The organism is Betaproteobacteria bacterium (assembly GCA_016720065.1).
GTDB lineage: Bacteria > Pseudomonadota > Gammaproteobacteria > Burkholderiales > Rhodocyclaceae > SSSZ01.
In genome coordinates, this window is the sequence record JADJXY010000002.1 from 2665853 (window position 1) to 2692311 (window position 26459).

Annotated in this window: 27 protein-coding genes and 2 pseudogenes; 11 read left to right on the plus strand and 18 right to left on the minus strand. The window is 67.4% G+C overall.

Features of this window, described 5'->3' with window-relative positions; genetic code table 11:
* Window positions 1-117: 117 nt before the first annotated feature.
* Window positions 118-1272 (plus strand): SAM-dependent methyltransferase, encoded by a 1155-nt coding sequence (locus tag IPM73_15680; GenBank protein ID MBK8919442.1) that lies wholly within the window; start codon window positions 118-120, stop codon window positions 1270-1272.
* 342 nt (window positions 1273-1614) lie between these two features.
* Here IPM73_15680 and IPM73_15685 read toward each other — a convergent pair whose 3' ends face one another.
* On the minus strand, window positions 1615-2583 hold the full coding sequence (locus IPM73_15685; protein ID MBK8919443.1) for a hypothetical protein: 969 nt from the start codon (window positions 2581-2583) through the stop codon (window positions 1615-1617).
* 64 nt (window positions 2584-2647) lie between these two features.
* Between IPM73_15685 and IPM73_15690 the strand changes: the two genes are divergently transcribed.
* Entirely contained in the window at window positions 2648-2845 is a 198-nt protein-coding gene (locus tag IPM73_15690; GenBank protein ID MBK8919444.1) for a YjfB family protein, read from the plus strand.
* Here IPM73_15690 and IPM73_15695 read toward each other — a convergent pair.
* From IPM73_15695 to IPM73_15705, 3 genes are all read right to left on the minus strand, one after another.
* A complete protein-coding gene (locus tag IPM73_15695; GenBank protein MBK8919445.1) occupies window positions 2835-3644 on the minus strand; it encodes an alpha/beta fold hydrolase in 810 nt (269 codons plus the stop codon). The two genes, IPM73_15690 and IPM73_15695, sit on opposite strands and share 11 nt — an antisense overlap.
* 145 nt (window positions 3645-3789) lie before the next feature.
* Window positions 3790-5022, minus strand: coding sequence for a multifunctional CCA addition/repair protein (locus tag IPM73_15700; GenBank protein MBK8919446.1), 1233 nt, complete (start codon window positions 5020-5022; stop codon window positions 3790-3792).
* A gap of 104 nt (window positions 5023-5126) precedes the next feature.
* Window positions 5127-6089 carry a complex I NDUFA9 subunit family protein gene (locus IPM73_15705; GenBank protein ID MBK8919447.1) on the minus strand — a complete coding sequence of 321 codons (963 nt, stop codon included), beginning with the start codon at window positions 6087-6089 and terminating at the stop codon, window positions 5127-5129.
* A 166-nt stretch (window positions 6090-6255) separates the two neighbouring features.
* On the opposite strand from IPM73_15705, the gene IPM73_15710 reads away from it, so the two are divergent.
* The 3 genes from IPM73_15710 (at window position 6256) to IPM73_15720 (ending at window position 10653) form a co-directional block, all read left to right on the plus strand.
* A complete protein-coding gene (locus tag IPM73_15710) occupies window positions 6256-9600 on the plus strand; it encodes a DUF748 domain-containing protein (protein ID MBK8919448.1) in 3345 nt (1114 codons plus the stop codon).
* Window positions 9601-9824: 224 nt separating this feature from the next.
* Window positions 9825-10061 (plus strand): type II toxin-antitoxin system PrlF family antitoxin, encoded by a 237-nt coding sequence (locus IPM73_15715; protein MBK8919449.1) that lies wholly within the window; start codon window positions 9825-9827, stop codon window positions 10059-10061.
* Window positions 10062-10221: 160 nt separating this feature from the next.
* On the plus strand, window positions 10222-10653 hold the full coding sequence (locus tag IPM73_15720) for a type II toxin-antitoxin system VapC family toxin (protein ID MBK8919450.1): 432 nt from the start codon (window positions 10222-10224) through the stop codon (window positions 10651-10653).
* 155 nt (window positions 10654-10808) lie between these two features.
* On the opposite strand, the gene IPM73_15725 is transcribed toward IPM73_15720, so the two are convergent.
* A complete protein-coding gene (locus IPM73_15725; GenBank protein ID MBK8919451.1) occupies window positions 10809-12881 on the minus strand; it encodes a DUF1631 family protein in 2073 nt (690 codons plus the stop codon).
* Between the two features lie 30 nt (window positions 12882-12911).
* On the minus strand, window positions 12912-14858 hold the full coding sequence (locus tag IPM73_15730) for a lytic transglycosylase domain-containing protein (GenBank protein MBK8919452.1): 1947 nt from the start codon (window positions 14856-14858) through the stop codon (window positions 12912-12914).
* Window positions 14859-14938: 80 nt separating this feature from the next.
* Here IPM73_15730 and IPM73_15735 point away from each other — a divergent pair, with 80 nt between their 5' ends.
* A complete protein-coding gene (locus tag IPM73_15735) occupies window positions 14939-15472 on the plus strand; it encodes a 5-formyltetrahydrofolate cyclo-ligase (GenBank protein MBK8919453.1) in 534 nt (177 codons plus the stop codon).
* Here the strand turns inward: IPM73_15735 and IPM73_15740 are convergent.
* The 12 genes and pseudogenes from IPM73_15740 to ilvA form a co-directional block, all read right to left on the minus strand.
* A complete protein-coding gene (locus IPM73_15740; GenBank protein MBK8919454.1) occupies window positions 15459-15743 on the minus strand; it encodes a hypothetical protein in 285 nt (94 codons plus the stop codon). The genes IPM73_15735 and IPM73_15740 overlap by 14 nt on opposite strands.
* Window positions 15740-16864, minus strand: a complete 1125-nt coding sequence (locus IPM73_15745) for a putative C-S lyase (protein MBK8919455.1) — start codon at window positions 16862-16864, stop codon at window positions 15740-15742. Before IPM73_15745 ends, IPM73_15740 begins: the two co-directional genes overlap by 4 nt.
* Window positions 16861-17793, minus strand: coding sequence for a cysteine synthase A (cysK, locus tag IPM73_15750; protein ID MBK8919456.1), 933 nt, complete (start codon window positions 17791-17793; stop codon window positions 16861-16863). The genes IPM73_15745 and cysK overlap by 4 nt, the downstream gene beginning before the upstream one ends.
* A gap of 70 nt (window positions 17794-17863) precedes the next feature.
* Window positions 17864-18253: a VOC family protein gene (locus IPM73_15755; protein MBK8919457.1), complete on the minus strand. Its 390-nt coding sequence runs from the start codon at window positions 18251-18253 to the stop codon at window positions 17864-17866.
* Between the two features lie 124 nt (window positions 18254-18377).
* Window positions 18378-18656: a helix-turn-helix transcriptional regulator gene (locus IPM73_15760; protein ID MBK8919458.1), complete on the minus strand. Its 279-nt coding sequence runs from the start codon at window positions 18654-18656 to the stop codon at window positions 18378-18380.
* A 36-nt stretch (window positions 18657-18692) separates the two neighbouring features.
* Window positions 18693-18848, minus strand: a pseudogene (locus IPM73_15765) (DUF2283 domain-containing protein).
* Window positions 18849-18887: 39 nt separating this feature from the next.
* On the minus strand, window positions 18888-19166 hold the full coding sequence (locus IPM73_15770; protein ID MBK8919459.1) for an XRE family transcriptional regulator: 279 nt from the start codon (window positions 19164-19166) through the stop codon (window positions 18888-18890).
* A gap of 3 nt (window positions 19167-19169) precedes the next feature.
* A complete protein-coding gene (locus tag IPM73_15775; protein ID MBK8919460.1) occupies window positions 19170-19484 on the minus strand; it encodes a type II toxin-antitoxin system RelE/ParE family toxin in 315 nt (104 codons plus the stop codon).
* A gap of 53 nt (window positions 19485-19537) precedes the next feature.
* A complete protein-coding gene (locus IPM73_15780) occupies window positions 19538-19792 on the minus strand; it encodes an adenine methyltransferase (protein MBK8919461.1) in 255 nt (84 codons plus the stop codon).
* A 489-nt stretch (window positions 19793-20281) separates the two neighbouring features.
* The gene (locus tag IPM73_15785) at window positions 20282-20662 is read right to left on the minus strand and encodes a PIN domain-containing protein (protein ID MBK8919462.1); all 381 of its coding nucleotides are present in this window, start codon (window positions 20660-20662) and stop codon (window positions 20282-20284) included.
* Window positions 20659-20862, minus strand: coding sequence for a type II toxin-antitoxin system VapB family antitoxin (locus IPM73_15790; GenBank protein ID MBK8919463.1), 204 nt, complete (start codon window positions 20860-20862; stop codon window positions 20659-20661). Before IPM73_15790 ends, IPM73_15785 begins: the two co-directional genes overlap by 4 nt.
* A gap of 78 nt (window positions 20863-20940) precedes the next feature.
* The gene (gene ilvA / locus IPM73_15795; GenBank protein ID MBK8919464.1) at window positions 20941-22464 is read right to left on the minus strand and encodes a threonine ammonia-lyase, biosynthetic; all 1524 of its coding nucleotides are present in this window, start codon (window positions 22462-22464) and stop codon (window positions 20941-20943) included.
* Between the two features lie 104 nt (window positions 22465-22568).
* Between ilvA and IPM73_15800 the strand changes: the two genes are divergently transcribed.
* The 5 genes and pseudogenes from IPM73_15800 to tolQ all read left to right on the plus strand — a co-directional run bounded on the left by IPM73_15800 (window position 22569) and on the right by tolQ (window position 26458).
* Complete coding sequence (locus tag IPM73_15800) at window positions 22569-22985, plus strand: DedA family protein (protein ID MBK8919465.1); 417 nt, start codon at window positions 22569-22571, stop codon at window positions 22983-22985.
* A gap of 96 nt (window positions 22986-23081) precedes the next feature.
* Window positions 23082-24464 carry a DUF2330 domain-containing protein gene (locus tag IPM73_15805; GenBank protein ID MBK8919466.1) on the plus strand — a complete coding sequence of 461 codons (1383 nt, stop codon included), beginning with the start codon at window positions 23082-23084 and terminating at the stop codon, window positions 24462-24464.
* Window positions 24465-24522: 58 nt separating this feature from the next.
* Window positions 24523-25335, plus strand: a complete 813-nt coding sequence (locus IPM73_15810) for an RnfABCDGE type electron transport complex subunit D (GenBank protein ID MBK8919467.1) — start codon at window positions 24523-24525, stop codon at window positions 25333-25335.
* Between the two features lie 58 nt (window positions 25336-25393).
* Entirely contained in the window at window positions 25394-25783 is a 390-nt protein-coding gene (ybgC, locus tag IPM73_15815) for a tol-pal system-associated acyl-CoA thioesterase (protein MBK8919468.1), read from the plus strand.
* Window positions 25780-26458, plus strand: a pseudogene (gene tolQ / locus IPM73_15820) (protein TolQ). Before ybgC ends, tolQ begins: the two are co-directional and overlap by 4 nt.
* The last annotated feature ends 1 nt before the right edge of the window (window position 26459 follow it).

Below are 26459 nucleotides of genomic sequence, written 5' to 3' on the forward strand. Positions count from 1 at the left end.
CAGGGGGCCTCGGGAACCCGGCCTCCAGCGTCCGGTGGAAAAATAGCACAAGCGCGGCCGGCCGGGTCGCCCGAGGATCGGGGCGGGGGGTAGAATCCCGCGTTTTCGCCTCCCGCCATGGCCCTCCCTGCTCCCTCCGAAGACGCCCTGGCCCACAGCCGGCGCCTGCGCGACCACCTGTGGGAACGCATCGCCGCGGCCGGCGGCTGGATCTCCTTCGCCGAATTCATGGCGACCGCCCTCTACGCGCCCGGCTTGGGCTACTACGCCGCCGGCGCGCGTAAGTTCGGCGCGGCGGGGGACTTCGTCACCGCGCCGGAGATGACCCCCCTCTTCGGCCGCGCCCTCGCCGCCCAGGCGACCCAGGTGATGGCGGCCAGCGCCCCTGCCATCCTGGAAGTCGGCGCCGGCTCCGGGCGTCTGGCGGCGGACCTCCTTCTCGCCCTCGCCGCAAGGGACACGCTGCCCGAGCGCTACGCCATCCTCGACCTGTCGGCCGACCTGCGGGAACGGCAGCGCCAGACCCTGGCCGCCTCCTGCCCCGCCCTGCTGCCCCGGGTGGAATGGCTGGATCGTCTGCCCGAGCGCTTTGCGGGGCTCGTCCTGGGCAATGAATTGCTCGATGCCATGCCGGTTCATCTGCTGGTCTGGCAGGGCGGCGAGGCCCTGGAGCAGGGCGTGCGGCGGGAAGGCGAAGGCTTCGCCTGGGCGAACCGCCCCCTGCCGGCGTGCTTGACCGCTGCTGCCGGTGCGCTGGAGCGGGACTTCGCCCCCAGGGACGGCTATCTGGCCGAAGTCGGCCTTGCCGCGCAGGCCTGGGCCGCTGCCTGGGGCGACATTCTTGAGTCAGGCACCGTCCTGCTCATCGATTACGGTTTCCCGCGCCGCGAGTTCTACCACCCGCAGCGCGGCGGCGGCACCCTCATGTGCCACTACCGCCACCACGCCCACGGCGATCCCTTCTGGCTACCGGGCTTGCAGGACATCACCGCCCATGTCGAATTCACCGCCGTGGCCGCGGCCGCCCATGGTGCCGGACTGGAACTGCAGGGCTACACCAGCCAGGGGCAGTTCCTTCTCAATTGCGGCATCCTGGACCAGCTCGCCTGCCTGCCGGCCACATCGGCCGATTACATCCGGGGGGCCGGGGCGGTCAATAAACTCATCCTGCCCCACGAAATGGGCGAACTCTTCAAGGTCATCGCCTTTGGCCGCGGCGACGGCCCCGGGCTCCTGGGCTTTCGCCGCGGTGACCAGAGCCACCGCCTGTAAGGCAGGGGCGCCGCAACACCCTTTCTCCCCGCCCCCCGTGCTGCGGGCAGGCCGCGATCAGAGCCGGTGAATTTCGGGCGCGCCCGAAATTTTCAACCTAGAAACCTCAGTTGGACGAGTCCGTTGGTGCGTTCGGGCGGGTGTCTGGCGCGAAGCGACGACGCGGCAGGCTGATGCCTGCAAGGAGGAGAGACAAAGCCAGGTGCCCGCCCGGATGCGCCAGCGGCGCTCGTGGCAATGCCGCCCAACGGGTGTGTGATTCGGTGGGGCGCGGAGATCCAGGACACAATGCATTCCGGCGTTCGACAAGCGGTCAACTGAGGTTTCTAGGTTCAAAGCTGCTCAGCGCCGACAGAGCAGCGGAAAACGGCTGGGCTGGCCGAGCACCAGGTGGCCGAATTCGTCCATGAGTTCCTGATCGATGCTGGCCGGATCGACGCGATAGGTGTAGTTCCCCAGACGCTCCAGGTTGCGGCACTCCAGGCGGATGGCTGCCGCCTCGTAGTCGGCCCGCCAACGAGCGCTGACGCTGAATTCGGAATCGATGTCGAAATCGGCAAACAAAAGCTGGCGACGCTGGTTGTGGCGTTCGTTCATGCGGAAGCGCAGGCCGAAATCGAAAATCTGCTTGCGGAAGCGGTCGGCGGCCGCCGCGTCGAACTGGACGGACAAACGCCGGGGCGAGGCCACCTGGAAGGAAAAGCTGACCATTTCGATGAGGGCGCCGGCGCTCTGGGACTGGGTGCGGTAATCGGCAAAGCCTTCCTGCCAGACCAGATTCTTCATGACCACCCGGGGGGAGATTTCATAGGATCGTTCCAGGGTGGGACGCAGGATGTTGAGTTGCTGCACCAGTTCGTGGAGATAGAGGAAGACCTGGCGCAGGCGCTTGTCGAGCAGTTCATTGGCCTGATTGCGCTCGACTGCCTCCTGGCTTTGCTGCTGCTGGCGTTCGCGGGCCTGCACACGCAATTCCTGCAAAAAGCCGCTGCGGGCCACGACGCCGGAATCCCCCCGTGCCTGGTGCGACGATCCCCGGGGCCGGGGAACCGACTGCGGCCGCTCGGCCTCTTCCGGTGCCAGCTTGGGAAAAACCACGCCGGTCTCGATGAGCCCCGCCGGTTTGACGGGGCGCTCCTCGCTGCGCAGCTTGCGCTCCGCCAGATCGAGGTCGAAGGAATCGATGTCGCGCAGCAAGTCTTCGGCCATGGCCTCCCATTCGGCCTGATCCCGGGTGTGACCGTCGCGCTTCAATCGGATCGCCTCGCCGATGGCGGCTTCGAGGCTGGACTTGTCTTGCGGGCCTGCCATTGCTTTCCCAAGGTCGTGAACTACACTAACGGTATCCGCGTTTCTCCAGGCAATCAAGCTCACCATGGACCTCTCCGGCATAGGCAGTCTGAGTACCGCGCTCTCGGCCACCCGAGACGGCGACGGCGTGGCCCTCGCAACCCTCAAGAAAACCCTGGAGCTTCAGGAGCGCACCGCGCAGCAGTTGATCGAGGCCTTGCCGGAGCCCGCCGCACCCAACAACCCGGCGCACTTGGGGAATGCCGTCGACGTCAAGGCTTGAGCGTATCGAGCCAGGTCTTCAGCGCGGCCGCCACCAGCGGCCATTCTTTTTCGTGGGTCACGGCGTGGCCCATGCCGCGGAAAATGTGGCACGGCAATTGGTAGGTGTGCGCCGTGCTCTGCACCAGAAAGGCCGGCACCAGGACGTCTTTTTCCGCCCCCAGGATGAGCATGGGCGGGCGCGCCATGGTGGATAGGCTGGGCAGGTTGAACATGGACATGTCCCACAGCGCCCGGTGAGACTCCCGCTGCATCTTGCCCAGCCAGTTGAGCAGCATGTCGTCGGCCACCTCCCCGGCGAACAGGGCCTCGCGCAGGACGAGGGTGTCGGTGTGGTTGCCGCCCAGGATGCGATTGAGTTCCATGAACAGGTCGGGCTTGGAGAGGCACAGGTGGAACTGCGCCGCCACCAGGCCCTGGGGCGGCACCGAGCAGACCAGGGCCACCCCGGCTGCCGAACGCCGCTCCAGATATTTCTGGGCCACGAATCCCCCCATGGAATGACCGATGAGGACGGCGTCGCCGCCCAGTCCATCAACGATGGTCTCGACGTCCTCCACGTAGTCGGCGACGGAGTGCCAGTCGATGGCGTCGTGCCCCTCGCTGCCGCCGTGGCCGCGCAGGGAGACGGCATGGCCGGCGTAGCCCGCCTCGGCCAGGGCCGGAAGCAGGGTGTCGATCCACATCCAGCCGCCGGCAAAGGCGCCGTGGATGAAGACCAGGGGCGGCGCCCCCTTGCGGGGCCGGGACGGATGGCAGGAATGCACTTCCAGGCCGGTGACGCGCTGGGTTTGGATCATCCTAGAAACCTCAGTTGACCGCTTGTTGATACCCGGAATGCCCTGTGCACTGGACCTCTACGCCACTCCGAACCGCCCACCCCTCGGGCGGCATCGCTACGAGCCCGGTGGCGTATCCGGGCTCGTCCAACTGAGGTTTCTAGGATCATGACGGGTCTTTCTCGCCGGGAAAAAGGGCGTGCTTGACCGCCGCCACCCGGGCGGCGTGGATGAGTTCCGCAATGCGCGCGGGTTCCGCGCACTTGCCGGCGATGGCCCCGCCATCCACCTGACTGGCCGCCGCCAGGGCGGCGCGGAACAGGGTGGGCGGGGTGTAGGGGGCGTTCTCGTGTCCCAGGCGCCCGATGAAATCGGCGTGGCACACGGCAAGGAGTTCCTCGAAGCGGCCGGGCCTTCGCAGGGCATCGGTCTGCTCCAGCAGGCGCACCACGGTGGCCGGCCGCAGGGTTTCGCCGCGGTGGATGTCGCCGTGCCAGCGGGCGGCGAGCAAGGCCAGATCGCGGCAGTCGTTGGGCACCTTCAGGCGCTGGCAGAGCGTGCACACCCGGTCGACACTGCGGGCTTCGTGGCCGTGGTGCTTCGGCAACAGTTCGGCCGGCGTGGCGGCCTTGCCCAGGTCGTGGGTGAGGGCGGCGAAGCGCACGGCGAGACCGTGCCCCAGGCGCGCGGCGGCGTCGATGACCATCAGGGTATGGACGCCACAGTCCACCTCGGGGTGGAAATCGGCCCGCTGCGGTACGCCGAACAGGGCATCGACCTCGGGCAGCAGGCGGGCCAGGGCGCCGCACTGGCGCAGCACTTCCAGCATGCGTGCCGGGCGGTCTTCCTGGAGTCCCTTGGCGATTTCCTGCCACACCCGCTCGGGGACCAGATGGTCCACCTCGCCGGCATCGACCATGCTGCGGGCCAGGGCCAGGGTTTCCAGGGCCACGCTGAAATCGGCGTAGCGGGCGGCAAAGCGGGCCAGCCGCAGGATGCGCACCGGGTCTTCGGCAAAGGCCGGCCCCACATGGCGCAGGACCCGGGCTGCGAGGTCGGCCCGGCCGCCGTAGGGATCCACCAGGGTGCCGTCTTCGGCCTGAGCCATGGCGTTGAGGGTCAGGTCGCGGCGGGCGAGGTCTTCCTCCAGGGTGACTTCGGGGGCCGCGTGGAAGACGAAGCCGTGATAGCCGGGGGCCGTCTTTCTTTCGGTCCGCGCCAGGGCGTACTCCTCCCGGGTCTCGGGATGCAGAAAGACGGGAAAGTCACGCCCTACGGGAAGAAAGCCCCGGGCCAGCAGTTCCTCCGGGGTCGCCCCGACCACCACCCAGTCCCGGTCCATCACCGGCCGGCCGAGCAGCGCGTCACGGACGGCGCCGCCGACGATGTAGGTTTTCATCGGCGGCCTGACGTCAGTGCCGCATCATGCGTGACGGGAAGACGAGCCGCAGACAGGGCGAACTGCACGGCAGAGCGATGTCGACAAGGTCACGGATGGGGCGATCAGCGGCCGGCGCGGTAACGGAAGGAGTCCAGCTTGCGCTTGGGCAGCACCCTGCCCACGTAGGTGGGGGCCACCGCTTCCAGGGCCGCCGGGCGCCAGCCGGCGGGGGGGCGATAGCCTTCGCCGGCGACGCTATCCACCTGCATGGAACGCAGATTGTCGGGGGACATCATGGGATTGGGGGCCAGCCACATGAGGCCGGCCTGGAGGTAGGCCCAGCCTTCGGAAAGGGCGATGACGCGGGCCTGACTGCCGCACCATTCCCGGGTGAGGTCCACCATCTCGCGCAGGGTGTAGACGGTGGGGCCGCAGCAGTCGTAGGCCTGGCCATAGGTGGAGGCGTCGCCCAGGGAATCCACGAAGGCGTCGGCCACATCGGCGACCCAGACGGGCTGGAAGCGGGCATGACCGAAACCCAGGGGGAAGAAGGGCAGTTTGGTCAGCATGGCGGCGAACAGGGACATGAAGGAATCGCCCAGACCGAAGATGACCGAGGGACGGAAGACGGTAACGTCCAGGTCGCCCTGGGCGCCCAGCACGGCGGCCTCGCCGTCGCCCTTGGAGCAGAGGTATTCCGACGGTCCCTTGGGGTCGGCCCCCAGGGCGCTCATGTGCACCAGGCGGCGCACGCCGGCGGCCTTGCAGGCGGCGATGATGCGCTTGGGCAGTTCCACATGGGCCTGGGCGAAATCGCTGCTGTAGGGCAGCTTGACGTCGCGGCTGTGCAGGATGCCCACCAGGTTGATGACCGCATCCTTGCCCTGCACCAGTTCGGCCAGGGTCTTGTCGCAGTGGATGTTGGCTTCGAGCATCTCCACGTTGGGCTGCATGATGAGGGCCTTGGTGCGCTCCCGCCGGCGGGTGGGAATGGTGACCTCGACGCCGCGCTCGGCCAGCCGGTTGGTGATGTAGGTGCCGACAAAGCCGCTACCGCCCAGAATGAGAACTTTCTTGATCGCCATGGGGTGCCCCGGAACTGGAAGTCGAAAGGCCCGAATTTTACTCCCTTCAGCCGGGTTTTGTCGGCCTGCTCCGCCGGTGCCGGGCGGCGCCTGGGCTACAATTTCCGCCCGGCATCGGCCCTCCCTGCACGGCGATGCCCACACTTTCATTCCGCGAGGTTTTCTCATGACCACCCCCTCCTCCGGACGCCTCGGCGCCCTGACTTCTCCGGCGCGCCTGCGCAAGATTCTGGCCTGGAGCGTCGGTACCGTCGCGGCTTTCGGTGTCCTGGGTTTTTTCGCGGCGCCGCCCCTGGTGAAGTCGCTCATCGAGCAGAAGGCCGGCGAGGCCCTGCACCGCAAGGTCAGCCTGGGCGGGCTGGACATCAATCCCTACGCCCTTTCCGCCGAACTGACCGGCCTCTCGGTGCGGGGCGAATCCGGCGACGAGGTGGCAGGGTTCGACCGGCTCTACGTCAATCTGGAAGCCGCCTCCCTGTTGCGCGGCGGGCCGGTGATCCGGGAATTGCAGATCGACGGCCCCCGCCTGGCCGTGACCCGGCTGGAGGGCAATCGCTACGACGTCTCCGACCTGATCGACGCGTGGAGCAAGCCTTCCGACGAGCCCACCCCCCGCTTCGCGGTCAATAACATCCGCATCAGCGGCGGGCGCGTCGTCCTCAACGACCGGCCCACCGGCCTTACCCACACGGTGAGCGAGCTGGCCCTCATCCTACCCTTCGTCTCCAGCCTGCCGGTGCATGCGGAAGTCGAGGTGGACCCGCACTTTTCCGCCCTCATCAATGGAGCCCCCCTGGTTCTGGAAGGCCGCAGCAAGCCCTTTGCCGATTCCCACGAAAGCGAATTGCGCCTCGACCTGGATCGGGTGGACCTCCTGCGCTACCTCCCCTATTCGCCGGTGAAGCTGCCCTTTACGGTGGCGGGCGCGCAGCTCGACACGGAACTGCGCCTGGTCTTTCGTCAGGACAAGGACGCGCCGGCCTCGGTCAGACTCCTGGGGGCGGCCCACCTGAGCGACGTGGCCCTGCGCGAACCCGGCGATGCGCCCCTGCTGGCCTGGAAGCGTCTCGACATCGAGGTCGGCGAGGCCGATCTGACCCGGCAGCACCTCGCCATCGACCGGCTCCGTCTGAGCGGGCTCGATCTGGGCCTGCGGGCGACCCCCCAGGGCCGCCTCAACTGGCAGGACATCGCCGCGGCTCTGGGCGGCGGGGACGCCAAAGGCAGCGCCTCCTCCGCGCCGGGCAAGCTCGGCTGGTCCGTGGGCGAAGTGGTCGTCGAGGGCGCCACGCTGCGCTGGCGGGACGAAACCCGCGCCAAGCCCTTCCTCGCCACCCTGGGCGACGTGGCCGTCAGCCTGCGCCAACTGGACAGCAGCCTGGAGAAGCCCCTGGAGGTGGACGCCGCCTGGACCCTGGAGGCCGGCTCCCAATTCCGCCTCGGGCGGGGCGAAATCAAGGGCGCGCGCATCGACCTCACCCAGCGCCTGGCCGATCTGGGCGCGCTCACCCTCACCGCCCCCCGCCTCGACGTGCTGCGGGACCGCAACAAGACCCTCGACCTGCCCCAGGGGCCGCTGCTCAAGGCGGGTGGCGGAGACAGCACCGGCACCCCGTGGACGGTGGCCGCCCGCCGCATCGCCCTGGTCGACGGTGGCGTGCGCTACCGGGAGGAGGGCCACCGCGACCGCAAGGCCCAGACCCTGGAGGGACTCCAACTCAGCCTGGAAAACTTTTCCACCGCCCCCGGCAAGAAGGCCGCCCTGCAGGTCGCCGCCCGCATCAACGAAAAGGGCAGCCTCACGGTGGCCGGCGACGTCCAGGCCAGTCCCCTGGCCATCGCTCTGGACACCGATATCAGCGGCTTTCCCCTCCTGCCCATCCAGCCCTATTTCGAGGACAAGCTCAACGTCACCCTGGTGCGTGGCCAGATCTCCAGCCGCGGCAAGCTGGCCTTCAGTCTCGACAAGGATCGCCCGAGCGGCGGCTTCAAGGGCGACCTCACCCTGGGTGAACTGCACAGCATCGACAACCTGAGCGGCGCCGACTTCCTCAAGTGGAAGTCCCTCTTCCTGGGCGGCATCGACGTGGCCCTGCAGCCCTTCGCCCTCAATGTGCGGGAGGTGGCCCTGGCGGATTTTTACGCCCGCATGATCGTCACCCCCGAGGGCCAGCTCAACCTGATGCAGATCGTCCGCCAGCCCGAAGGCGAGACGGCCGCCGGGGCACCCCCTGCCGCCGTGGCGGCGGCGCCCTCCCCGGCCGCTGAGGGGAAGGCGTCGCCGCCCCCCGCCGCCGCTCCGGTGCCAGCACCCGTGCGGGAGGTGGCTCCCATCCGCATCGCCAAGGCCAGCCTCTCCAACGGAACGGTCAATTTTTCCGACTATTTCGTCAAGCCCAATTACACGGTGAATGTGACCCGCCTTTCCGGCCGGGTGACGGGGCTCTCGTCCCAGGCCGACACCGTAGCGGACCTGGAACTGCACGGCAGCTACGGCAACGCCGCCCCGGTGGATATCAGCGCCAAGCTGAACCCCCTGGCCGCCAAGGCCTACCTGGACCTCAAGGGCGAAATCCGCGGCGTCGATCTCACCACCTTGTCCACCTACGCCGGCAAGTACGCCGGCTACGCCATCGACAAGGGCAAGCTCTCCCTCTACGTCAGCTACAAGCTGGCCGACCGCCAGCTCAGCGCCGAAAACCGCATCTTCCTCGACCAGCTCACCTTCGGCGACAAGGTGGACAGCCCCGACGCCACCGGCCTGCCGGTGAAGCTGGCCGTGGCGCTCCTGAAGAACGGCCGCGGCGAGATCGACATCAACCTGCCCATCTCCGGCTCTCTGGAAGACCCGCAGTTTTCCCTGGGCGGCATCATCGTGCGGGTCATCGTCAATCTCTTCGTCAAGGCGGTCACCTCGCCCTTCACCCTCATCGCTTCCCTCTTCGGCGGCGGCGAGGAACTGTCGATGATCGACTTCGACCCCGGCCGCACGGCCCTGGGAGCCCCCGCCGTCAAGCGCCTGGAAGCTCTGGCCAAGGCCATGGCCGACCGCCCGGCCCTCAACCTGGAAATCACCGGCCGGGCCGACCCGGAAACCGAGCGGGACGGCATGAAGCGGGCCGCCCTGGACCGCGCCGTGCGTGCGGAGAAGCTGCGCGAGCAGGCCCGGCGCGGCGTCGAGGGCGGATCGGCCGAGGGCGTCGACGTGAAACCCGAGGAATACGCCGACCTCCTGCGCCGGGTATACAAGGAAGCCAAATTCCCCAAACCGCGCAACCTCATCGGCATGCAGAAGGATCTGCCGGTGGAAGAGATGGAGAAGCTCCTCCTCGCCAATCTGGCCACCGCCGACGAGGACGTGCGCCAACTGGCCCAGCGCCGGGGCGAAGTGGTCCAGGCCTGGCTGGTGGAACAGGGCAAGATTCCCATGGAGCGGGTCTTCCTCCTGCCTCCCAAGGTTGGCGCCGACGCCAAGGCCAGCCCGAGCCGGGTGGATTTTTCCCTGCGCTGAGTATGCGTGAGCACCGAGGCACAACGCACGCCGATCGAGCGGTGCGAAGCGCAGCTTCGGCCGAGGCCTTGGCGGGGAAGGGCAGCGAGCCGGGACGCGTAGCGGGTGGAACAGAGCTGAATCTGGGTGCCTGACTGCCGGGCGCAGTGAACGGGGCGCGAAATTGCCGTCGAGCCCAGGGGGTATTACAATCGTGTCCGCCGTAATACTTTCGGAGTTCGCGAATGGCAACCACACTCACCAGCAAAGGGCAGGTCACGATACCGAAGCGGATTCGCGACGCACTGAATCTGGACCCAGGGTGTTCCGTCGATTTCGCGGTCAATGACGCAGGCGAGGTCGTGATTCACAGGGTCGGCGCACTGCCTGACCAACAGCCAGACCGATTCGAGGCCGCCCGTGGCAAGGCCGACGTGAGGTGGCGCACCGACGAACTGATGGCCCTGCTACGCGGCGAGTAGCCAGTCAGATAGGTTTGCGCCGACGCCGAGGCGCGCATCCTCGCCCCGCTCGCGCGAAGCGAATCGCAGCCATAGCCGAACCGAGGATGAGCGACAATTCAAGCGGGGGTGCGGGGCGTGCCGAACAAAGCCGAACCTGTCTGACTGACTGCGAGGCCTGATGCTGCTGGTTGATACCAATGTGCTGGTCGACGTTCTGGAGGACGATCCAGAATGGGCGGACTGGTCTATCGGGCAGCTCCGCGCGCAGTCCAGGATTCATCGCCTGGCCATCAATCCGGTCATCTATGCGGAGTTGTCGCTGACCTTCTCGACGGTCGAAGCCCTGGATCGCACCATCGATGAACTGGGCCTGACGATGATCGAGATTCCTCGGCCGGCGTTGTTCCTGGCCGGCAAGGCTTTCGTGCGCTATCGCCGTCAAGGTGGACAGAAGAACAATGTGCTTGCCGATTTCTTCATCGGCGCGCATGCCGCCGTGGCGGGCTACACCGTGTTGACCCGGGACACGCAGCGGTACTCCACATATTTCTCCGGAGTCAGTCTGGTGAGCCCGGCACCCGGAGCGGGCCGGTCGGGAATTCACAAGTAAGCGGGGGACAGCTTGGGAGCCACTCACGGTCCGATCGAGGGGCGACGAGGGCCGGCGGCAAAGCGGTGCAAGAAAGGGTTCACCCCCTGGCGAGGGCTCTGGAGAGCCGCTGCCGCCAGATGCTGCACGCCTGGCCCCGGGAGGGCAATTCCTCCTCAGTTCGGGCTGGCGGTTTGCCCCAGGGCCGCCGCGGCCGCCGTGGCAAAGAGCGAACGCGTGTTGTGGCGCTGGGCTTCGCCGTTGCGCAACTGGCGATCGAGAATCAGGGGGGAGACCAGGAGGGCGTCATCCTGCCCGGGGCGCGTGAAGAGGGGCCACCCCTCCGGGGTGAGGGCGCTGAGGTGGCCGCCGGCGGCTTCGCCTTCAGGCAGGCGCAGGTCGATCCAGTCGCCCTTTTGCCAGGGCGGCGCGGCGAGCAGCGTGGCGCCGGGCATCCGGCCGGGGAGATCGAGGATCCTGAGGCTGCGGCCGTCTTCCTCGAAGCGTTCCAGGCGCGGGCGCACCGCTTCGCCGGCGAGGCTCCGTGGCGCTTGCAGGGGGGTGTCCGCCTCTTCCGAAGCCGCGCCCGGGGTGGCGCGGATGGCCGCGGTTTGCAGGGCGAAGCAGGCGTCGAGGAAGGGCGACCGTTCTTCGGCGCTCACGCCGATGGCGTCGAGGCCCTGGTTGATGCCCTTGAGCAGGACCGGGACGCCCTGGGCCAGGCGGCGACGCTCATCCGGGGCCTCTTTGGGACGCACGCTCCACACGAGGTCGCCGGCCAGTTGCAGGGCCTCCCGGGCGGCAGGGCTGCTGCCCTCCTCCCCCCACAGGCTCTCCAGGTAGCGTAGCCAGGGACCGAGGAGAAAGTCGGCGATGGGGCCCGGCACCTCCGGCGTGGCCAGCGCGGCCAGGGCCTCCCGGGCGCGGCGGGCGGCGCTGCGGCGGCGGCTCCAGGCTTCTGCCAGCGCCAGCCAGGGGGCGGCGGCGGCCTCGGCGTCTTCGTTGCGGCGGGCGATGATCCAATCCACCTTGGCCACCGAGGATTCGAACAGGGCGGCCGAGCCATCGAAATTGCCTCGCACGTAGGCGGCCATTTCCTGCAGGCGTTCGCACACGGGATGGTCGGCGGCGGTGTCGCGCGGCAGGCCGCAGGCGGCTGCGGCCATGCGGTCGATGAGACGGCGGACGGGATGATCCTGCACCGTAAACAGACCGGGGTCGGCCAGGGCGGTCTTGAGGATGGGGATTTGCAGGCTGGCGATGGCGGCTTTCACCGCTTCGGGCAACTCGGCATCGGCAAAGATGGCTTCAAAGATGAGGGCCAGGGCGTCGAGGGCCGCGCCTTCCGGGCGCCCCGGCGCGATGCCGAGTTCGCTGGGCCGGAGCGCCGTTGCGACGGCGGGCTGGGCATCGCTGTTCTCGTGACGTTCCAGGGCGTCGAGGCGAGCGACCAACTGGTTGAGCAGTTCCAGGGGAATTACCGTGGTGGGCCCGGCTGCGCCGCCGCTGGGCGCATAGGCCACCTGCGCGGCCGCCTGCCGCCCTAGAATCGCGGCCTGCAGCGCCTGGGCGGGGTCCGCGCCCGCTGTCGCAGGAGCCCCGGCGGAGGGTGAGGAGGCTTGCGCCCGGGGACCGGAGTCGCGGGGGGCGCCGCCTCCGGGGGCCGCTTGATTGAGCAGTTGCGCCGGCTCCACCCCCTGGCGGGCGAGGAGTTCGTCCATTTCGCCGTAGGCCAGGGTGAGGCGCTCGGTGAGCAGGGGCTCCACTTTTTCCAGCAGGGCGAGGGCTGCAGCCGGCCCCTTGCCACCGGCAGCCAGCATTTCACCCAGGCCCTGGCCCAGGGCCTCCGGGGCGAAGGGCAGGTCGGCCGGCAGCAGGGCCGGACGGCAGAGCAGGGTGGCAAAACGCAGGTAGAGGCGGCGCGAGGCCTGGCCGGTGGCTTCGCCCACCCGTCGGGCCAGGTCGCCGAGGGCGATTTCCAGTTCCAGCTGGTCGTCGCCCACCAGGGAAATCTTGGAGGCGGTCAGTCCGTCCGCCTGCTCGAACCCCGCCCGTTTGGCGGTGATCGCCTCGTCGAAATAACGGCCGGCGCCGAGACAGGCGGCTTCGACCTCACCCCCGCTGAGCGCCCCGGATTCGCGCAGCGCCTGGGCGAAGTGGCGCAGGAAGGCGAGGCGACAGGACTGGACCACCTCGTAGGCATCCACGCCGGCCGACAGATCGGGCAGGGTAAGGCGCTGTTCGCTCATGGGGGTCTCCTGGGCCAGGGGCGGTGGGGGTCAGGGCAGGTCGGCATCCTTGGGGCCATCCGCCACCCGGGGGCCGACGACCCCCAGGCGTGCCTTGAGGGAATCGGGCTTGCCGTTGAACAGGGCCGAGTAATAGACGGCATTGCTCATCACCTTCTTGACGTAATCACGCGTCTCGTTGAAGGGGATGGTTTCGGCGTAGATGGCGCCTTCGAGCGGCACGTCGGCGCGCCATTTGCGCGCCCGGCCGGGACCGGCGTTGTAGGCGGCGGAGGCCAGGACCGGATGGTTGTCGAGATTTTCCAGCACCATGCGCATGTAGCTGGTGCCGAGCAGTACGTTGGTTTCGGTGTCGTTGACCCGGCTGTGGTTGTAATCCTTGAGGCCGATCTTCCGCGCGACCCACTTGGCGGTGGCGGGCATGAGTTGCATGAGCCCGGAAGCGCCGACCGTGGATTTGGCGTTGGTGATGAAGCGGCTCTCCTGGCGCATCAGGCCATAGACCCAGGCGTCGTCGAGGGATTGGTTGCGGGCCGCGGGCCTCACCTGGTCGCCATAGGGCGCAAGGTAACGCAGGCGGTAGTCGTGCTCGTTTCGGGTCTTGTCGGCGGTGTTGATGGCCCGGTCGTAGATGCCCTGGCGGTGGGCGAGATCGGCGGCGGCCAGCAGTTGCCGGTCGTCCATGCCGCGCAGGGTCCAGTTCCACTCGCGTACGGCCTCGGTGCGCAGGTCGAGGCGAAAGAGCGCCAGGGCCCGGCGCAGGCCCGCATTGCCCTGGGCGGCGCGCTCCTCCTCGCGGGTGAGGGCCGATGCCGCAGGGGGCGGCGCGATGGACCTGCCCAGTTCCTCGTCGGCCAGATTGCCGTAGAAATTGGGCTGGCCGGCGACGCGCCTGAACAGGGCGTCGGCGTCGCTGGTGCGGCCGCCGGCCTTGTGGGCGCGGCCCAGCCAGTAGGTCCACTCGGGCAGGGCCGCAAGCGCCGGGGGCATGGCTTCGATGGTGCCATGCACGACCCCCCACTCCTGAGCCCGCAGGGCGGCGCGCACTTTCCAGGCGTAGCCTTCGTCGGACAGGGGGGCCTTGCCGGCCCGGGCATACCAGCCCAGGGCATCGCTCATGTGCCGTTTGGCGGCGTTGAGGCCGATCTGGCCCCAGGCCCACTGCTTCTCGCTGTCCTGCATGCGGCCCTGGAGCTTTTCCAGTTGCTCGGCAGCAACCCGTGGGTCGTTGGTGGCGACGCGCTGCACGGCTAGCGCGACAAGCTCCCGGCCCGAGCGGGTGGCGGCCCAGGAGGAGGGCATTTTGACCAGGTAGCCCATGGCCTGGTCGATGAGGGCATCGACCTGCTTCATGTCCGGCGTCTGGGATTCCGGCAGGTAGTGCATGCTGGCCTTGGCCCAGGCCGTTCGATTGCCCTCGAACTGGCGGCGGACCCGGCCCCACACGTCATCGGCGAGAACCTTCTTCTCCCAGATCAGCGCTTCCAGGACGGGAACACAGCCCTCCGGCGGCTCGATGAGACTGAGCCAAAGGCCCTGCGCCTCTTCCAGGGCCTTGGTGTCCTTGCGGGCCAACCGCCCCTGCAGGGCGAGGCAGGTGGTCTCCTGCTCCGGATTGCCCAGAGCGGCGTAGGCGGTTTCGACTTCGGCCCACTGCTGCTTTTTGGCCATGAGGCGCAGCCAGTCGCCGCGCAGGCGTTCGGCGACGTAGCTGCCCGGGTAACGCTCGGCAAAAGCGGTGACGGCAGCGGCGTCGGACTGCTCCAGACGCATGCGCTGCTGGAAGTACTCGACGTAGGGGGCCAGATCGTGGCTGCTGCCCAGGGCGGCGGCGGCCTTTTCGAGGCGGAGGGCGTCTCCGGTGCGGAAGGCTTCCCGGGCGGAGAGAAAGGCGGCGTCCTTGCCTTCCTGGGCGAAGACGGGGACGGCGGTCAGGGCGATGGCCAGGACGGCCGACAGGGCGAAACGGTGCTTCATGCTAGATTGGCGGGGTGGAACCGATTACGACGACATCGAGCGAGGATAGCACGGCCTGGCGGCGCGCGTTGCGGGCGGAAATGGCCGCCCGGCGCGAAGCCCTGACGCCGGAGTGCCGTCGTGATTGGTCGGCGGCCCTCTCCGGGCATCTGATTGCCGCACTGCCTGCCCATCGCCTGGGCATCGTGGGCCATTGCTGGCCCATCCGCAACGAGCCGGACCTTGCCGTCGCGTTGGATCACTGGCGCGCCCGGGGCAGCCTGACCGCCCTGCCGGTGGTCGTGGCGCCGGGCGAACCCCTGGCCTTTCGCACCTGGTCCCCGGGAGAATCCCTGGTCCCCGACCGCTACGGTATTCCCACCCCGGCGGCGGGTGTGGAATGCCAGCCCACCCTCGTTCTGTTGCCCCTCAACGCCTTTGACGCCGACGGTTATCGTCTCGGCTATGGCGGCGGTTTTTTCGACCGTACCCTGGCGACGCTCGATCCGCGCCCCCTGGCTGTCGGCGTGGGATTCGAGTGCAACCGGGTGGCCAGCATTCGTCCGCAAGCCCATGACCAGCGCCTCGACTGGATCGTGACCGAGGCGGGGGCCTGGCGGGTCAGTCCGGGTTGAACTCGCGCCTGAGCAAGAGCACCGCGCCGCCGTAAAGCGCCCCGGCGAGGGCGGCCAGAATGGCTTGGCGCAGGTCGTAGAGGCCCGCGCGCAGGGCAAGTTCCAGGGTGTAGCCGTGGTGCAGGGCAAGCAACAGCGATCCCACCGCCAGCGCCAACCAAGCTCTATGTCGGGGGCGCCCCAGGCCGCGCTCGAACGCGATTCCTGCGGCAAGGGCCTGTCCGGCCAGGGCCGCGACCAGGGCGAATAGCGTGGCGTCGTAGGGGTTCATGGGCCGCAGCCCTCGGCCAGACGGGCGAGGGCCATGTCCAGGGTGGCGCGGGAGCAGCCGAAATTGAGACGCACCCAGCCGGGTGCGCCGAACTCGGCGCCTTCGGAAAGGCCAATCCCGAAGCGTTCCAGGTAAGCCGCCGGGCGAGCCTCACCCAGCCCCCGAGCGTCGATCCAGGCCAGGTAGGTCGCTTCCACAGGACGCATCTCCAGGCCGGGCAGCGCTTTCACTGCGGCTTGCACCCGGTCTCGATTGCCGACCAGGTAGGCGATGAGTTCCCGGTGCCAGTCCTCTCCGTGACGCAAAGCGGCTTCACAGGCCGCCAGGCCGAAGAGATTGACATGGGGGACGATGCCATCCATGGCCCGGCGGAAGGTCCGGCGCAGGCCGGCGTCGGGGATCACCGCGAAGGCACAACCCAGCCCGGGGATGTTGTAGGTCTTGGAGGGTGCCATGAGGGTGATGCTGCGGGCGGCGCACCCGGGCCCCAGGGTGGCGAAAGGTCGGTGGCGGCGACCGTCGAGGATGAGGTCGCAGTGGATTTCGTCCGAACATACCAGGAGGTCGCGTCGGGCGGCGAATTCCGCCAGGGCTTGCAGTTCGTCGACGTCCCAGCAGCGGCCCACCGGATTGTGGGGATGGCACAGGAGCAGGAGGCGGGTTTCGGGTCGGCAGGCGGCCTCGAGGGCCGCCCAATCCCAGGTCCAGCGGCCGTCTTCGAGGACCAGGTCCACGCGGGCCAGGGGCAGCCCGGCGTTGGCGGGGGCGCTGAGGAAGGGCGGGTAGACCGGGGTCGCCGTCAGGATACCGCCGGCCGCCGCCCGGCAGGCCAGGTTGAGCCCTGTCACCAGCCCGGGCAACCAAATCAGCCATTCGGCCTCGATCGACCATCCGTAGCGCTCTTCAAGGTAAGCGAGCACTGACTCCGTGAGCGAGGGCCAGGGTCGGGGATAGCCGAAGACGCCGTGCTCGACCCGCTGGCGCAGGGCCTCGATCACCGCCGGCGGGGCGGCGAAGTCCATGTCCGCCACCCACAGGGGCAGGACGTCGCGGCCGGCGTAGCGCGCCCATTTGACGGAGTCGCTGCCGCGCCGGTCGGGCGCCTGGTCGAAGAGGCTCAAACTTCGATGTGCTGGAAGAGCGCCGTGGACAGGTAGCGTTCGCCGAAGGAAGGAATGATCACCACGATCAGCTTGCCGGCGTTCTCCGGCCGCTTGGCCAGTTCCAGGGCGGCCCACACGGCGGCGCCGGAGGAAATGCCCACCAGCAGGCCTTCTTCCGTCGCCATGCGGCGGGCGGTGGCGAAGGCGTCGTCGTTCTTGACGCGCATCACCTCGTCGTAGATGGCCGTATTGAGCACGGCGGGGACGAAGCCGGCGCCGATGCCCTGAATGGGGTGCGGCCCCTTCTGACCGCCGGAGAGCACTGGCGAGGCGTCGGGTTCGATGGCGACGACTTGCACACCCGGCTTGCGGGCCTTGAGCACCTCGCCAACCCCGGTCACCGTGCCGCCGGTGCCGACGCCGGACACGAAGATATCCACCAGGCCGTCGGTATCCCGCCACACTTCCTCGGCGGTGGTGTTGCGGTGCACCTCCGGGTTGGCCGGGTTCTCGAACTGCTGCGGAATGAAGTATTTCGGGTCGCCCTCGGCCAGGGCCTTGGCCTTGCCGATGGCGCCGCCCATACCCTCGGGGCCCGGGGTGAGGATCAGCTCGGCGCCGTAGGCCTTCAACAGCAGCTTGCGCTCGCGGCTCATGGTTTCCGGCATGACGAAGGCGCACTTGATGCCGCGGGAGGCGCAGACCATGGCCAGGCCGATGCCGGTATTGCCGGAGGTCGGCTCCAGCACCACGGTGTCGGGACCAATCTTGCCGGCGGCCTGGGCGGCGTCGAGCATGGACACCGCGATGCGGTCCTTGACGCTGTGGCCGGGATTGAAGAACTCCAGCTTGGCAACGACGGTAGCGCCGCAGCCAGCGGTGACACGATTGAGCTTGACCAGCGGGGTATTGCCCACCAGTTCGGTGACGTTGTTGGCGATTTTCATGGCGGACTCCGGAATGGGATGGGGCATTGTAGGGGACTCCGCCCCGGTCGTGGAGCCAGGGTGTCGGTGACTACGCCATCGAATGCAGCCCGATCATGTTGCCTTCGGTGTCATGGACCAGGGCGATGAAGCCGTGGGGAGCGATGGACCACTTTTCGCGGAAGATGCTGCCACCGTTGGCCGCCGCCCGGGCGGCCTCGACGCCGCAGTCGGTGCAGCCGAAATAGACCAGGGTGCCGGCGCCGCCGGAAGGGCAGCCCGGCATCTTCACCAGGGTACCGGTCGCCCCGTAGGCCTCCATGGAAGACGGGAAGGCCAGCATCTCCATGCCGGGGAAGGCCTCTCCGTCCGGATTGCCCAGGGGGCTGAGGGGGCACTGGAAGACGGCCTCGTAGAAGGCCTTGGCGCGGGGCATGTCCTGAACGTAGATTTCAAACCAGACAATGGGGTTGGCAGCCATGATTTCTCCTTGGTGAGCGGCGGCAACGGGCGGTGTCGCCAATGTTAATGTAATGTCCGAGGGTTCGACCGGGCGTCGGCGCGGCGGTTCCGGGTTTGCTGTTCGCAGGCCGGCGGGTGGTCGGTCACCCTTCCCGCAAGTCGTCCAGTTTCACGCTCAGGGCATAGGCCCGAACCTGCAGGGTCTTCAGCGCCCCGACCCGTTTTCGGGTTTCGATCTGGCACAGGCAAGCCTTGCTGATTCCGGCCTTTGCGGCCAGCGCCTCCTGCGTCAGTCCGCGCCGCTCGCGCCACACCTTGACCGGCTGCTCGCCGCCCAGAATCGCATTGGCCACGGCGGCGGGAATGCGGAAACCGTCGTCGGCGGCGTGGGCGGCGTCGAGGAGCGCGAGATCTGTCGGGATTGCCGGATCGGGCTGCCTGATCGACGGCGCGTCTTCGTATTTACTGGCGCTCAGCACTTCGATACCACCGACCTTGCCCGCGTTGTCGCAATCGAAAATGATGCCGGGCTTGATCGGCTCGGAATTGATGATCGGCTGGTCGTTCAGGTCAATGTAAAGAGCGTCGGCGGCTAGGTCGTACTCCAGTTTCATCGCGGCCCTTTCATTACTTGAGCGAAGAAGGCGACGGCATCAAGCCACTGCCACCGCCACCTTGCGGCCGGCGCGGGTGGCCAGCGTGACCAGCATGTCGAGGCTGAATTTCTCCCACTTGCCGCGCATCAGGTCGGAAACGCGGGATTGCCCGATGCCCAGCTGGCTGGCGGCTTCCGTCTGCGTCCAGCCGCGCTCGGTGATGGTTTCACGCAGACGCGCCATCAACTCGGCGCGCATCGCCAGCAGGGCCGATTCCTCGGCCGAAAAACCCAGGTCGGCAAACACGTTGCCGGAAGATTCAGTGATCGTTTCCATCGCTCAAACTCCAATCTGCCGATATCGGCGCGCCGCCAGTTCGATGTCCTCGGCGCGGGTCTTCGGCGTTTTTTTCCGGAAGGCATGCAAAACGTAAATGCCATCCTCGAACTTGGCGACGTAGATGACCCGCCATTCACCCATCACATGCAGGCGAATCTCATACGCCCCCGGCCCGACATTGAGCATCGGCTTGAAGTCCGAAGGCATCAGGCCGCACTGCACGGCATGAAGCTCGAAACCGGCCGCCCGCCTCGCCTCGGCAGGGAAATCCTTCATGTCGTCGAGGCTGGAGCCAACGAAGCGCAGCGGTTTCATGGCTTGATTATCTAACTACTTGGATAAATTATCAAAATATTTTGATAATCGCCTCACCCCGCGGCCCGCGCCAGATTCAGCGCCAGCAGGCGGCGGAGGATTTCTTCGTCGGGGGTTTCCGGGGTGTAGTCGGGCCAGCCGTAGGCGGCGGCGACGGCCTGGTCGAGGGCTTTATGGGCGAGGTCCAGCCCGGCCGGGCGGGCGTTGTAGCGGTTGGTCAGGGTGCGTTTCTTGAGGTCGGCCTCATGGCCGGGTTTGGCGACCGGGCGGCGGGGGAAGCCGGCCTTTTCTTCTTCCAGGGTGATCACCCAATCGACCCATTCCGGCGGGTTCAGCCAGGCCTCGCGCAGTTCGTTCAGGCGGCGGGCAGCGGCGGCGATGCACGCTCTTTCCCCTCCCCCTTCAAGGGGGAGGCTGGGAGGGGGAGGGGTCTCTGGAGCGCCAATTGCCCCATCCCCACCCCTGCCCTCCCCTTGAAGGGGAGGGAGTGCAGGAGCGGTATCGCGCGGGGTCATGCCCTCGGGGAAGGGGAAGGTTTCGAAGGTGGTGGTCGGGGTGTAGCGGGGGTCGTTACCAACGCCAAGCCAAGTGCAGAGGCGCAGCGACCAGAGTTCGTGGAAGCGGGAGTGCAGGATGCCGAAGGTGGTGTCGTCGGAATGCGCGATGACACTGACTGCGTGACTTGGAAGGACAGCGGCAGCTTTCCAGACAAACAGTCGATGCTTCGCAACAATTGAGGTAGCTAGCGATGCCGGCGGGATTGGGGAATGGGCGGCGGCTGGCGGGCCACCGGGGGATCAGTGCGGTCCGGGGCGATGCGGGATGCCGAAGCGTTCGGCCAAGGCCGCCAGGCGTTTGTCCAGCGTCCACAGGTCGACCCCCGGCGTCATCAGGGCCGAGGCCAGCACGAGTATGTCGATCAGGCCACAACCCAGGCCAAACAGTCCTTCGCCCTCGACGAAGGCTATGGCCTCATCCACGCTGGCCTGCCGGATGCGCTGCAGGCTGCCCAGGTCGTCCAGGGTCTGCGCCCGGTTGGGCGGCGTTCCGCAGGCGATTTCACCCAGAATCAGGGGGTGCGTCATGACGAGGTCGCGGCTCAACAGGTCGACCAGGCGTTCGTTGCCACTGCGGAAATGATCGACCCAGACCGAAGTGTCGACCAGGACAGCGTTCATCCCCGGGTAGCCTCGCGGCGGCGGGGAATTTCCGGCATTTCCGGCTGGGTCGCGCCCAGGGCGGCCAGGCGCTTGGCGGCCTGGACCCGAACGAAGGTCTTGACCGCCTCGCGGAAGAGATCGGCCTTGTCCATGGTCGGGTCGGCGACTTCCAGCGCCCGTTCGTAGAGGGCATCGTCAAGGGTTACGGTGGTTCTCATGGGGGGCTCCGGGCATCCATTGTGATGCCAGTCTGCATCAATTGCGATGCGAGTGCAATGGAGACCGCCAGCTACCCTTCAGCCCAGGAACAGCCTGTACGCAGGGTTCTTGCTCTCGTCCCAGTGGGCGTAGCCGAGGTTTTTGAGGAATTCCTTGAACTGGCCCATTTCCCCCGGCGGCACCTGCATGCCGACCAGCACGCGGCCGTAGTCGGCGCCGTGGTTGCGGTAGTGGAAGAGGCTGATGTTCCAGCCGGCGCTCATGTGGTTGAGGAAGTTCATGAGGGCGCCCGGGCGTTCGGGGAATTCGAAGCGGTAGAGCAGTTCGTGCAGGCCCTTTTCGCAGACCTGAGGCGAATGGCCGCCGACCAGATGGCGGATGTGGTTCTTGGCCATTTCGTCGTCGGTGAGGTCCAGGGTGGCGTAGCCGTGCTTCTGGAGCTGCTCGACGAGCCTGGTGGATTCACCTCGGTTGGCCACCGAGATGCCGACGAAGACGTGGGCCTCGCTGGCGGTGTGGTAGCGGTAGTTGAATTCGGTGATGCTGCGCTTGCCGATGAGGGAGAGGAATTTCTTGTAGGCGCCGGGCTTCTCGGGCAGGGTCACGGCCAGGACGGCCTCGCGCTGCTCGCCGATCTCCGCCCGCTCGGCGACGAAGCGCAGGCGGTCGAAATTGGTGTTGGCGCCGGAGGCCACCGCCACCAGGGTCTTGTCCTTGAGCTTGTGCTGGGCGGCGTAGGCCTTGGCGCCGGCGATGGCGAGCGCTCCGGAGGGCTCCAGGATGGAGCGGGTGTCCTCGAAGACATCCTTGATGGCGGCGCAGATGGCGTCGGTGTCCACCAGGATGACCTCATCCACCACCTCCTTGCAGACGCGAAAGGTCTCCTCGCCGACGAATTTCACCGCCGTGCCGTCGGCGAAGAGGCCGACCTGGTCGAGGCGCACCCGGTGGCCCTTGGCGAGCGACCGGGCCATGGCGTCGGCGTCGAAGGTCTCGACGCCGATGATCTTCACCTCCGGCCGCAGGCGCTTGATGTAAGCGCCCACTCCAGCGATCAGCCCGCCGCCGCCGATGGCGCAGAACACGGCGTGGATGGGCTTGCTGTGCTGGCGCAGGATCTCCATGCCGATGGTGCCCTGGCCGGCGATGACCTCGGGGTCGTCGAAGGGATGGACGAAGCTGAGCTTCTCGCTCTTCTCCAGTTCCATCGCATGGTGGTAGGCCTCGTCGTAGGACTCGCCAAAGAGCACCACTTCGCCGCCGCGGCGACGCACGGCCTCGACCTTGATGTGCGGCGTGGTGGTGGGCATGACGATCACCGCCCGGCAGCCGATCCGGGCTGCGGAGAGGGCGACGCCCTGGGCGTGGTTTCCGGCCGAAGCGCAGATGACCCCACGCTTGAGCTTTTCCGGCGAAAGGCCGGCGATCTTGTTGTAGGCGCCCCGCAGCTTGAAGGAGAACACCGGCTGCATGTCCTCGCGCTTCAGCAGGATGCGGTTGCCCACCCGGCTCGACAGGTTGCCGGCCAACTCCAGGGGAGACTCGATGGCGACATCGTAAACCTGTGCGTTGAGAACTTTTTCGAGATAATCCGGGTGCATGACGGGCTGAGCGGGGAGAAGAGGGAAGGGAGAAGGAGGCCCTTGGGAGCCGGGTTTCCCTTCCCCTCGCTCCCGTCCCCCTTCGCAAAGAGGAGATTCTACGGGTGGAGTGGCTCAACGTCACGGCGGAAACCGGGCTGGCCGGGCTGTTTCTGGGCAGTTTTCTTGCGGCGACGCTCCTGCCCGGGGGGTCCGAGGCCCTGCTGTGGGGCTTTCTCCAGCTTCACCCGGATCGCCTGGCAACCGCCCTGGCCGTCGCCACCCTGGGCAATACTGCCGGTGGCATGAGCACCTGGGCCTGCGGTCGCTTCCTGCCCCGCTGGCAGAGCCTGGACGACCTTCCCCACAAGGACCGGATCACCCGTTGGGGCAGCCCGATCCTGCTGCTGGCCTGGGCTCCCCTGCTCGGCGACGCCCTCTGCCTAGCCGCCGGCTGGTGGCGCCTGCACTGGCTGCCCTGCTGCCTCTTCATGGCGGCGGGAAAGTTCCTGCGTTACTGGCTGATCGCCCAGGTAGCGTGAGGGCGGCGAAAAATTTTTCGCGCGGGCGGTAACCCCACTGGGGTACTGCCGACGTTTAAAGGGGGGTCACTCCTTCCACCCCCCCGGAGACCGTCCATGCCACGCGCCACCCTTGCTGCCCTCCTCTTGCTGTCGCCCCTTGCCGCCCAGGCCTTCTGCGGGTTCTACGTCGGCAAGGCCGATGCCAGGCTGTTCAACGAAGCTTCCCAGGTCATCGTCGTGCGCGACGGCGAGAGGACGGTGGTCAGCATGCTCAACGACTACAAGGGCGACCTCAAGGAATTTGCCGTCGTCGTGCCGGTGCCCACCGTCCTGCAAAAGGGCCAGGTCCACGTGGGAGACAAGAAGCTCTTCGAGCGCCTCGATGCCTATTCCGCTCCGCGCCTGGCCGAGTACTACGATCCCAATCCCTGCGACCGCCGCCTCTACGAACTGGCCCGCAGAGACATGGCCATGACCGCCGCCCCGGCCGCCGCGCCGGCCCCCGCCAGCGCCAAGGCCCTGGGCGTGACGGTGGAAGCCAGCTTTTCCGTGGGCGAGTACGACATCGTGATTCTTTCGGCCACCCAGTCGGATGGCCTGGAGACCTGGCTCACCCAGTCCGGTTACCGTATCCCCAGAAACTCCGCCCAGGCCCTGGCCCCTTACATCCGTCAGAACATGAAGTTCTTCGTCGCCAAGGTGAACCTGGCCGAACAAGCGAAAGCCGGTTTCCAGATGCTGCGCCCCCTGCAGTTCGCCTACGAATCGGAAAAGTTCATGCTGCCCATCCGCCTGGGCATGGCCAACGCCAACGGTCCCCAGGACCTCATCGCCTTCATGCTGACCAGGAATGGCCGGGTGGAGACGAGCAATTACCGCACCGTCAAGCTGCCCGCCAACATGGATCTGCCGGTCTTCCTCAAGCAGGGCGACGAGTTCCGCAATTTCTACAAGGCCCTGTTCGACGAACAGGCGAAGAGGGAGGGCTACCGCGTGGCCTTCACCGAGTACTTCTGGGACATGAGCTGGTGCGATCCTTGCGCCGCCGACCCCCTCTCGCCGCAGGAGCTGCGCCAGGCCGGCGTCTTCTGGCTGGCGCCGGCGGAACCGCCCATCGCCGCGCCGTCCGGCGCACCCGCTGCGCCGCCGCCGGGAATCCTGCCGCGTCGACCGCTGCCCGGCGGTGCCCAGCCGGTGATGCTCACCCGTCTGCACCTGCGCTACACCCCGGAAACCTTTCCGGAAGACCTCATGTTCCAGGAGACCAAGGACCGCCAGAATTTCCAGACCCGCTACGTCCTGCGCCACCCCGCCAAGGTGGCGCCGGAGGCCTGCCCCGAGGCAAAGAGCTACCTGGAAGGCGTCGCCCGTCGCCAGGAGCAGGAAGCCCGGCAACTGGCCTCCTTGACCGGGGGCGACATCGACGCCATTCGCAAGAAACTCGCCCTGCCGCCGACAGCGGCGCAGAAGCCCTGGTGGGAAGGTCTGTGGAAATGAGCGGCCCCGGGGCCAGGGGCGCAAGCTCCCTCCCCGCCCCCCAAAGTGGGAGAGGAGAGTGAAGATCGATCCCCGTCTGTTCCAGTTGGCCTTCCAGGCGACCCTGCTGACGGTCGGCGTGCTGCTGCGGGATTTCAGCCTGCTGCCGGCGCAGATGGCGCTGTGCATCGCCGCCGCCGCCGCGACCCAGGCCTTCTGGCTGCGGGCGCTGCGCCTCAAGGGTGTCGGCTACCTGAGCCCGGTGATCACCGGCTTCGGCCTCTCGCTGCTGCTGCGGGCCGATACCCTGTGGCTGCATCCCCTGGTGGCCTGCCTCGCCGTCAGCGGCAAGTTCCTGCTGCGAGTGCGCGGCAAGCACGTCTTCAATCCCGCCAATTTCGGGGTCGGCGTGGCCTTGCTCTTTCTGCCGGGGGCCTGGGTTTCCCCCGGGCAGTGGGGTAACGACCTGGGGCTGGCCGTGCTGCTGGTGGCCCTGGGGTCCACGGTCGCCACCCGCTCCCGGCGGGACGACGCGGCCTGGCTGTTTCTCGCCGTCTTTCTCGGCATCGCCGCCCTGCGCCTGCTGCTGCTCGGCCATTCCTGGGAGCGGGGCTGGGAAATCCTCTGCCACCAGGCCTCGAACGGCGCCCTGCTGCTCTTCGCCTTCTTCATGATCTCGGATCCCATGACATTGCCCGATCACCGCGTCGCCCGCTGCCTGCATGTCACCCTGGTGGCAGCCATGGCCGCGGCGTGGCAATTTCTGCTCTACAGACCGAACGGTCCCCTGTGGGCGCTGCTGCTCCTGGCCCCCCTCGTTCCGCTCTGGGATTTCCTCTGGCCTTACAAGAAATATCAATGGGATAGCAACACTCCGTTACAGGGAACTTGAAGCTCCTGAGGTAGAATGGCGGCCCATGAAATATGACCAAAAGGCCAATGCCTTCGCCATCCCCGTACGCATCTATTACGAGGATACCGACGCCGCCGGCGTCGTCTATTACGCCAATTACCTCAAGTACTTCGAACGCTGCCGCACCGAATGGATGCGCCGGATCGGCCACGATCAGTCCGCCCTGGCCGCCGAAGCCGGCATCGCTTTCGTGGTGCGCGCGGTTTCCTGCGAATATCTCAAGCCCGCCCGCCTCGACGACGCCCTCAGCGTGGGCCTGGAGGTGGAAAAACTCGGCCGCGCCCAGGTGGTCTTCCGCCAGCACGTGCGGCGCGGCGACGAGGAACTGGTCAGCGGCACGGTGCAGATCGTCTGCGTCAATGTGGACAAAATGAAATCCGCCCCCATCCCCGAATTCCTGCGAGTCAAACTGGAAGCGCTGCAATGAACGTCACCCAAGACCTTTCCATCCTCCATCTCATCCTCAACGCCAGCGCGGTGGTGCAGGGGGTGATGGCGATCCTCATCGGCGTCTCCTTCATGTCCTGGTATTACATCTTCATGAAGTGGTTCGCGGTGCGCCAGTCCCGCAGCCAGACCGAGGCCTTCGAGCGGGATTTCTGGTCCGGCGGCGACCTCAACAGCCTGTTCACCAGCGCCGTGAATGACCGCCACCACGCAGGCTCCATGGAACGCATCTTCGAAGCCGGCTTCCGGGAATTCACCAAACTCAAGGGCCAGAAGAACCTGGACCCCAAGGACGTGGTGGATGGCTCCCGCCGCGCCATGCGCGCCACCCATCAGCGGGAGATGGACCGCCTGGAGTCCCACCTGGCCTTTCTGGCTTCCGTGGGATCGGTGTCGCCCCTACATCGGCCTCTTCGGCACCGTGTGGGGCATCATGCACGCCTTCCGCGGGCTGTCCAATGTCGGCCAGGCCACCCTGTCCGCCGTGGCGCCCGGCATCGCCGAGGCCCTGGTGGCCACGGCCATCGGCCTCTTCGCCGCCATTCCCGCGGTGCTGGCCTACAACCGCTTCGCCCACGACATCGACCGCCTGGCGACCCGCTTCGAGAGCTTCATGGAGGAGTTCTCCAATATCCTGCAGCGGCAGATGAGGTAAG

Coding starts and splice junctions, on each gene's coding strand:
- IPM73_15680 (MBK8919442.1), top strand. CDS start 118: ATGGCCCTCCCTGCTCCCTCCGAAGACGCCCTGGCCCACAGCCGGCGC.
- IPM73_15690 (MBK8919444.1), top strand. CDS start 2,648: ATGGACCTCTCCGGCATAGGCAGTCTGAGTACCGCGCTCTCGGCCACC.
- ilvA (MBK8919464.1), bottom strand. CDS start 22,464: ATGCACCCGGATTATCTCGAAAAAGTTCTCAACGCACAGGTTTACGAT.
- IPM73_15730 (MBK8919452.1), bottom strand. CDS start 14,858: ATGAAGCACCGTTTCGCCCTGTCGGCCGTCCTGGCCATCGCCCTGACC.
- IPM73_15725 (MBK8919451.1), bottom strand. CDS start 12,881: ATGAGCGAACAGCGCCTTACCCTGCCCGATCTGTCGGCCGGCGTGGAT.
- IPM73_15715 (MBK8919449.1), top strand. CDS start 9,825: ATGGCAACCACACTCACCAGCAAAGGGCAGGTCACGATACCGAAGCGG.
- IPM73_15720 (MBK8919450.1), top strand. CDS start 10,222: ATGCTGCTGGTTGATACCAATGTGCTGGTCGACGTTCTGGAGGACGAT.
- IPM73_15705 (MBK8919447.1), bottom strand. CDS start 6,089: ATGGCGATCAAGAAAGTTCTCATTCTGGGCGGTAGCGGCTTTGTCGGC.
- IPM73_15710 (MBK8919448.1), top strand. CDS start 6,256: ATGACCACCCCCTCCTCCGGACGCCTCGGCGCCCTGACTTCTCCGGCG.
- IPM73_15700 (MBK8919446.1), bottom strand. CDS start 5,022: ATGAAAACCTACATCGTCGGCGGCGCCGTCCGTGACGCGCTGCTCGGC.
- IPM73_15785 (MBK8919462.1), bottom strand. CDS start 20,662: ATGAACGCTGTCCTGGTCGACACTTCGGTCTGGGTCGATCATTTCCGC.
- IPM73_15775 (MBK8919460.1), bottom strand. CDS start 19,484: ATGAAACCGCTGCGCTTCGTTGGCTCCAGCCTCGACGACATGAAGGAT.
- IPM73_15685 (MBK8919443.1), bottom strand. CDS start 2,583: ATGGCAGGCCCGCAAGACAAGTCCAGCCTCGAAGCCGCCATCGGCGAG.
- IPM73_15790 (MBK8919463.1), bottom strand. CDS start 20,862: ATGAGAACCACCGTAACCCTTGACGATGCCCTCTACGAACGGGCGCTG.
- cysK (MBK8919456.1), bottom strand. CDS start 17,793: ATGAAAATCGCCAACAACGTCACCGAACTGGTGGGCAATACCCCGCTG.
- IPM73_15755 (MBK8919457.1), bottom strand. CDS start 18,253: ATGGCTGCCAACCCCATTGTCTGGTTTGAAATCTACGTTCAGGACATG.
- IPM73_15740 (MBK8919454.1), bottom strand. CDS start 15,743: ATGAACCCCTACGACGCCACGCTATTCGCCCTGGTCGCGGCCCTGGCC.
- IPM73_15695 (MBK8919445.1), bottom strand. CDS start 3,644: ATGATCCAAACCCAGCGCGTCACCGGCCTGGAAGTGCATTCCTGCCAT.
- IPM73_15735 (MBK8919453.1), top strand. CDS start 14,939: ATGGCCGCCCGGCGCGAAGCCCTGACGCCGGAGTGCCGTCGTGATTGG.
- IPM73_15770 (MBK8919459.1), bottom strand. CDS start 19,166: ATGGAAACGATCACTGAATCTTCCGGCAACGTGTTTGCCGACCTGGGT.
- IPM73_15805 (MBK8919466.1), top strand. CDS start 23,082: ATGCCACGCGCCACCCTTGCTGCCCTCCTCTTGCTGTCGCCCCTTGCC.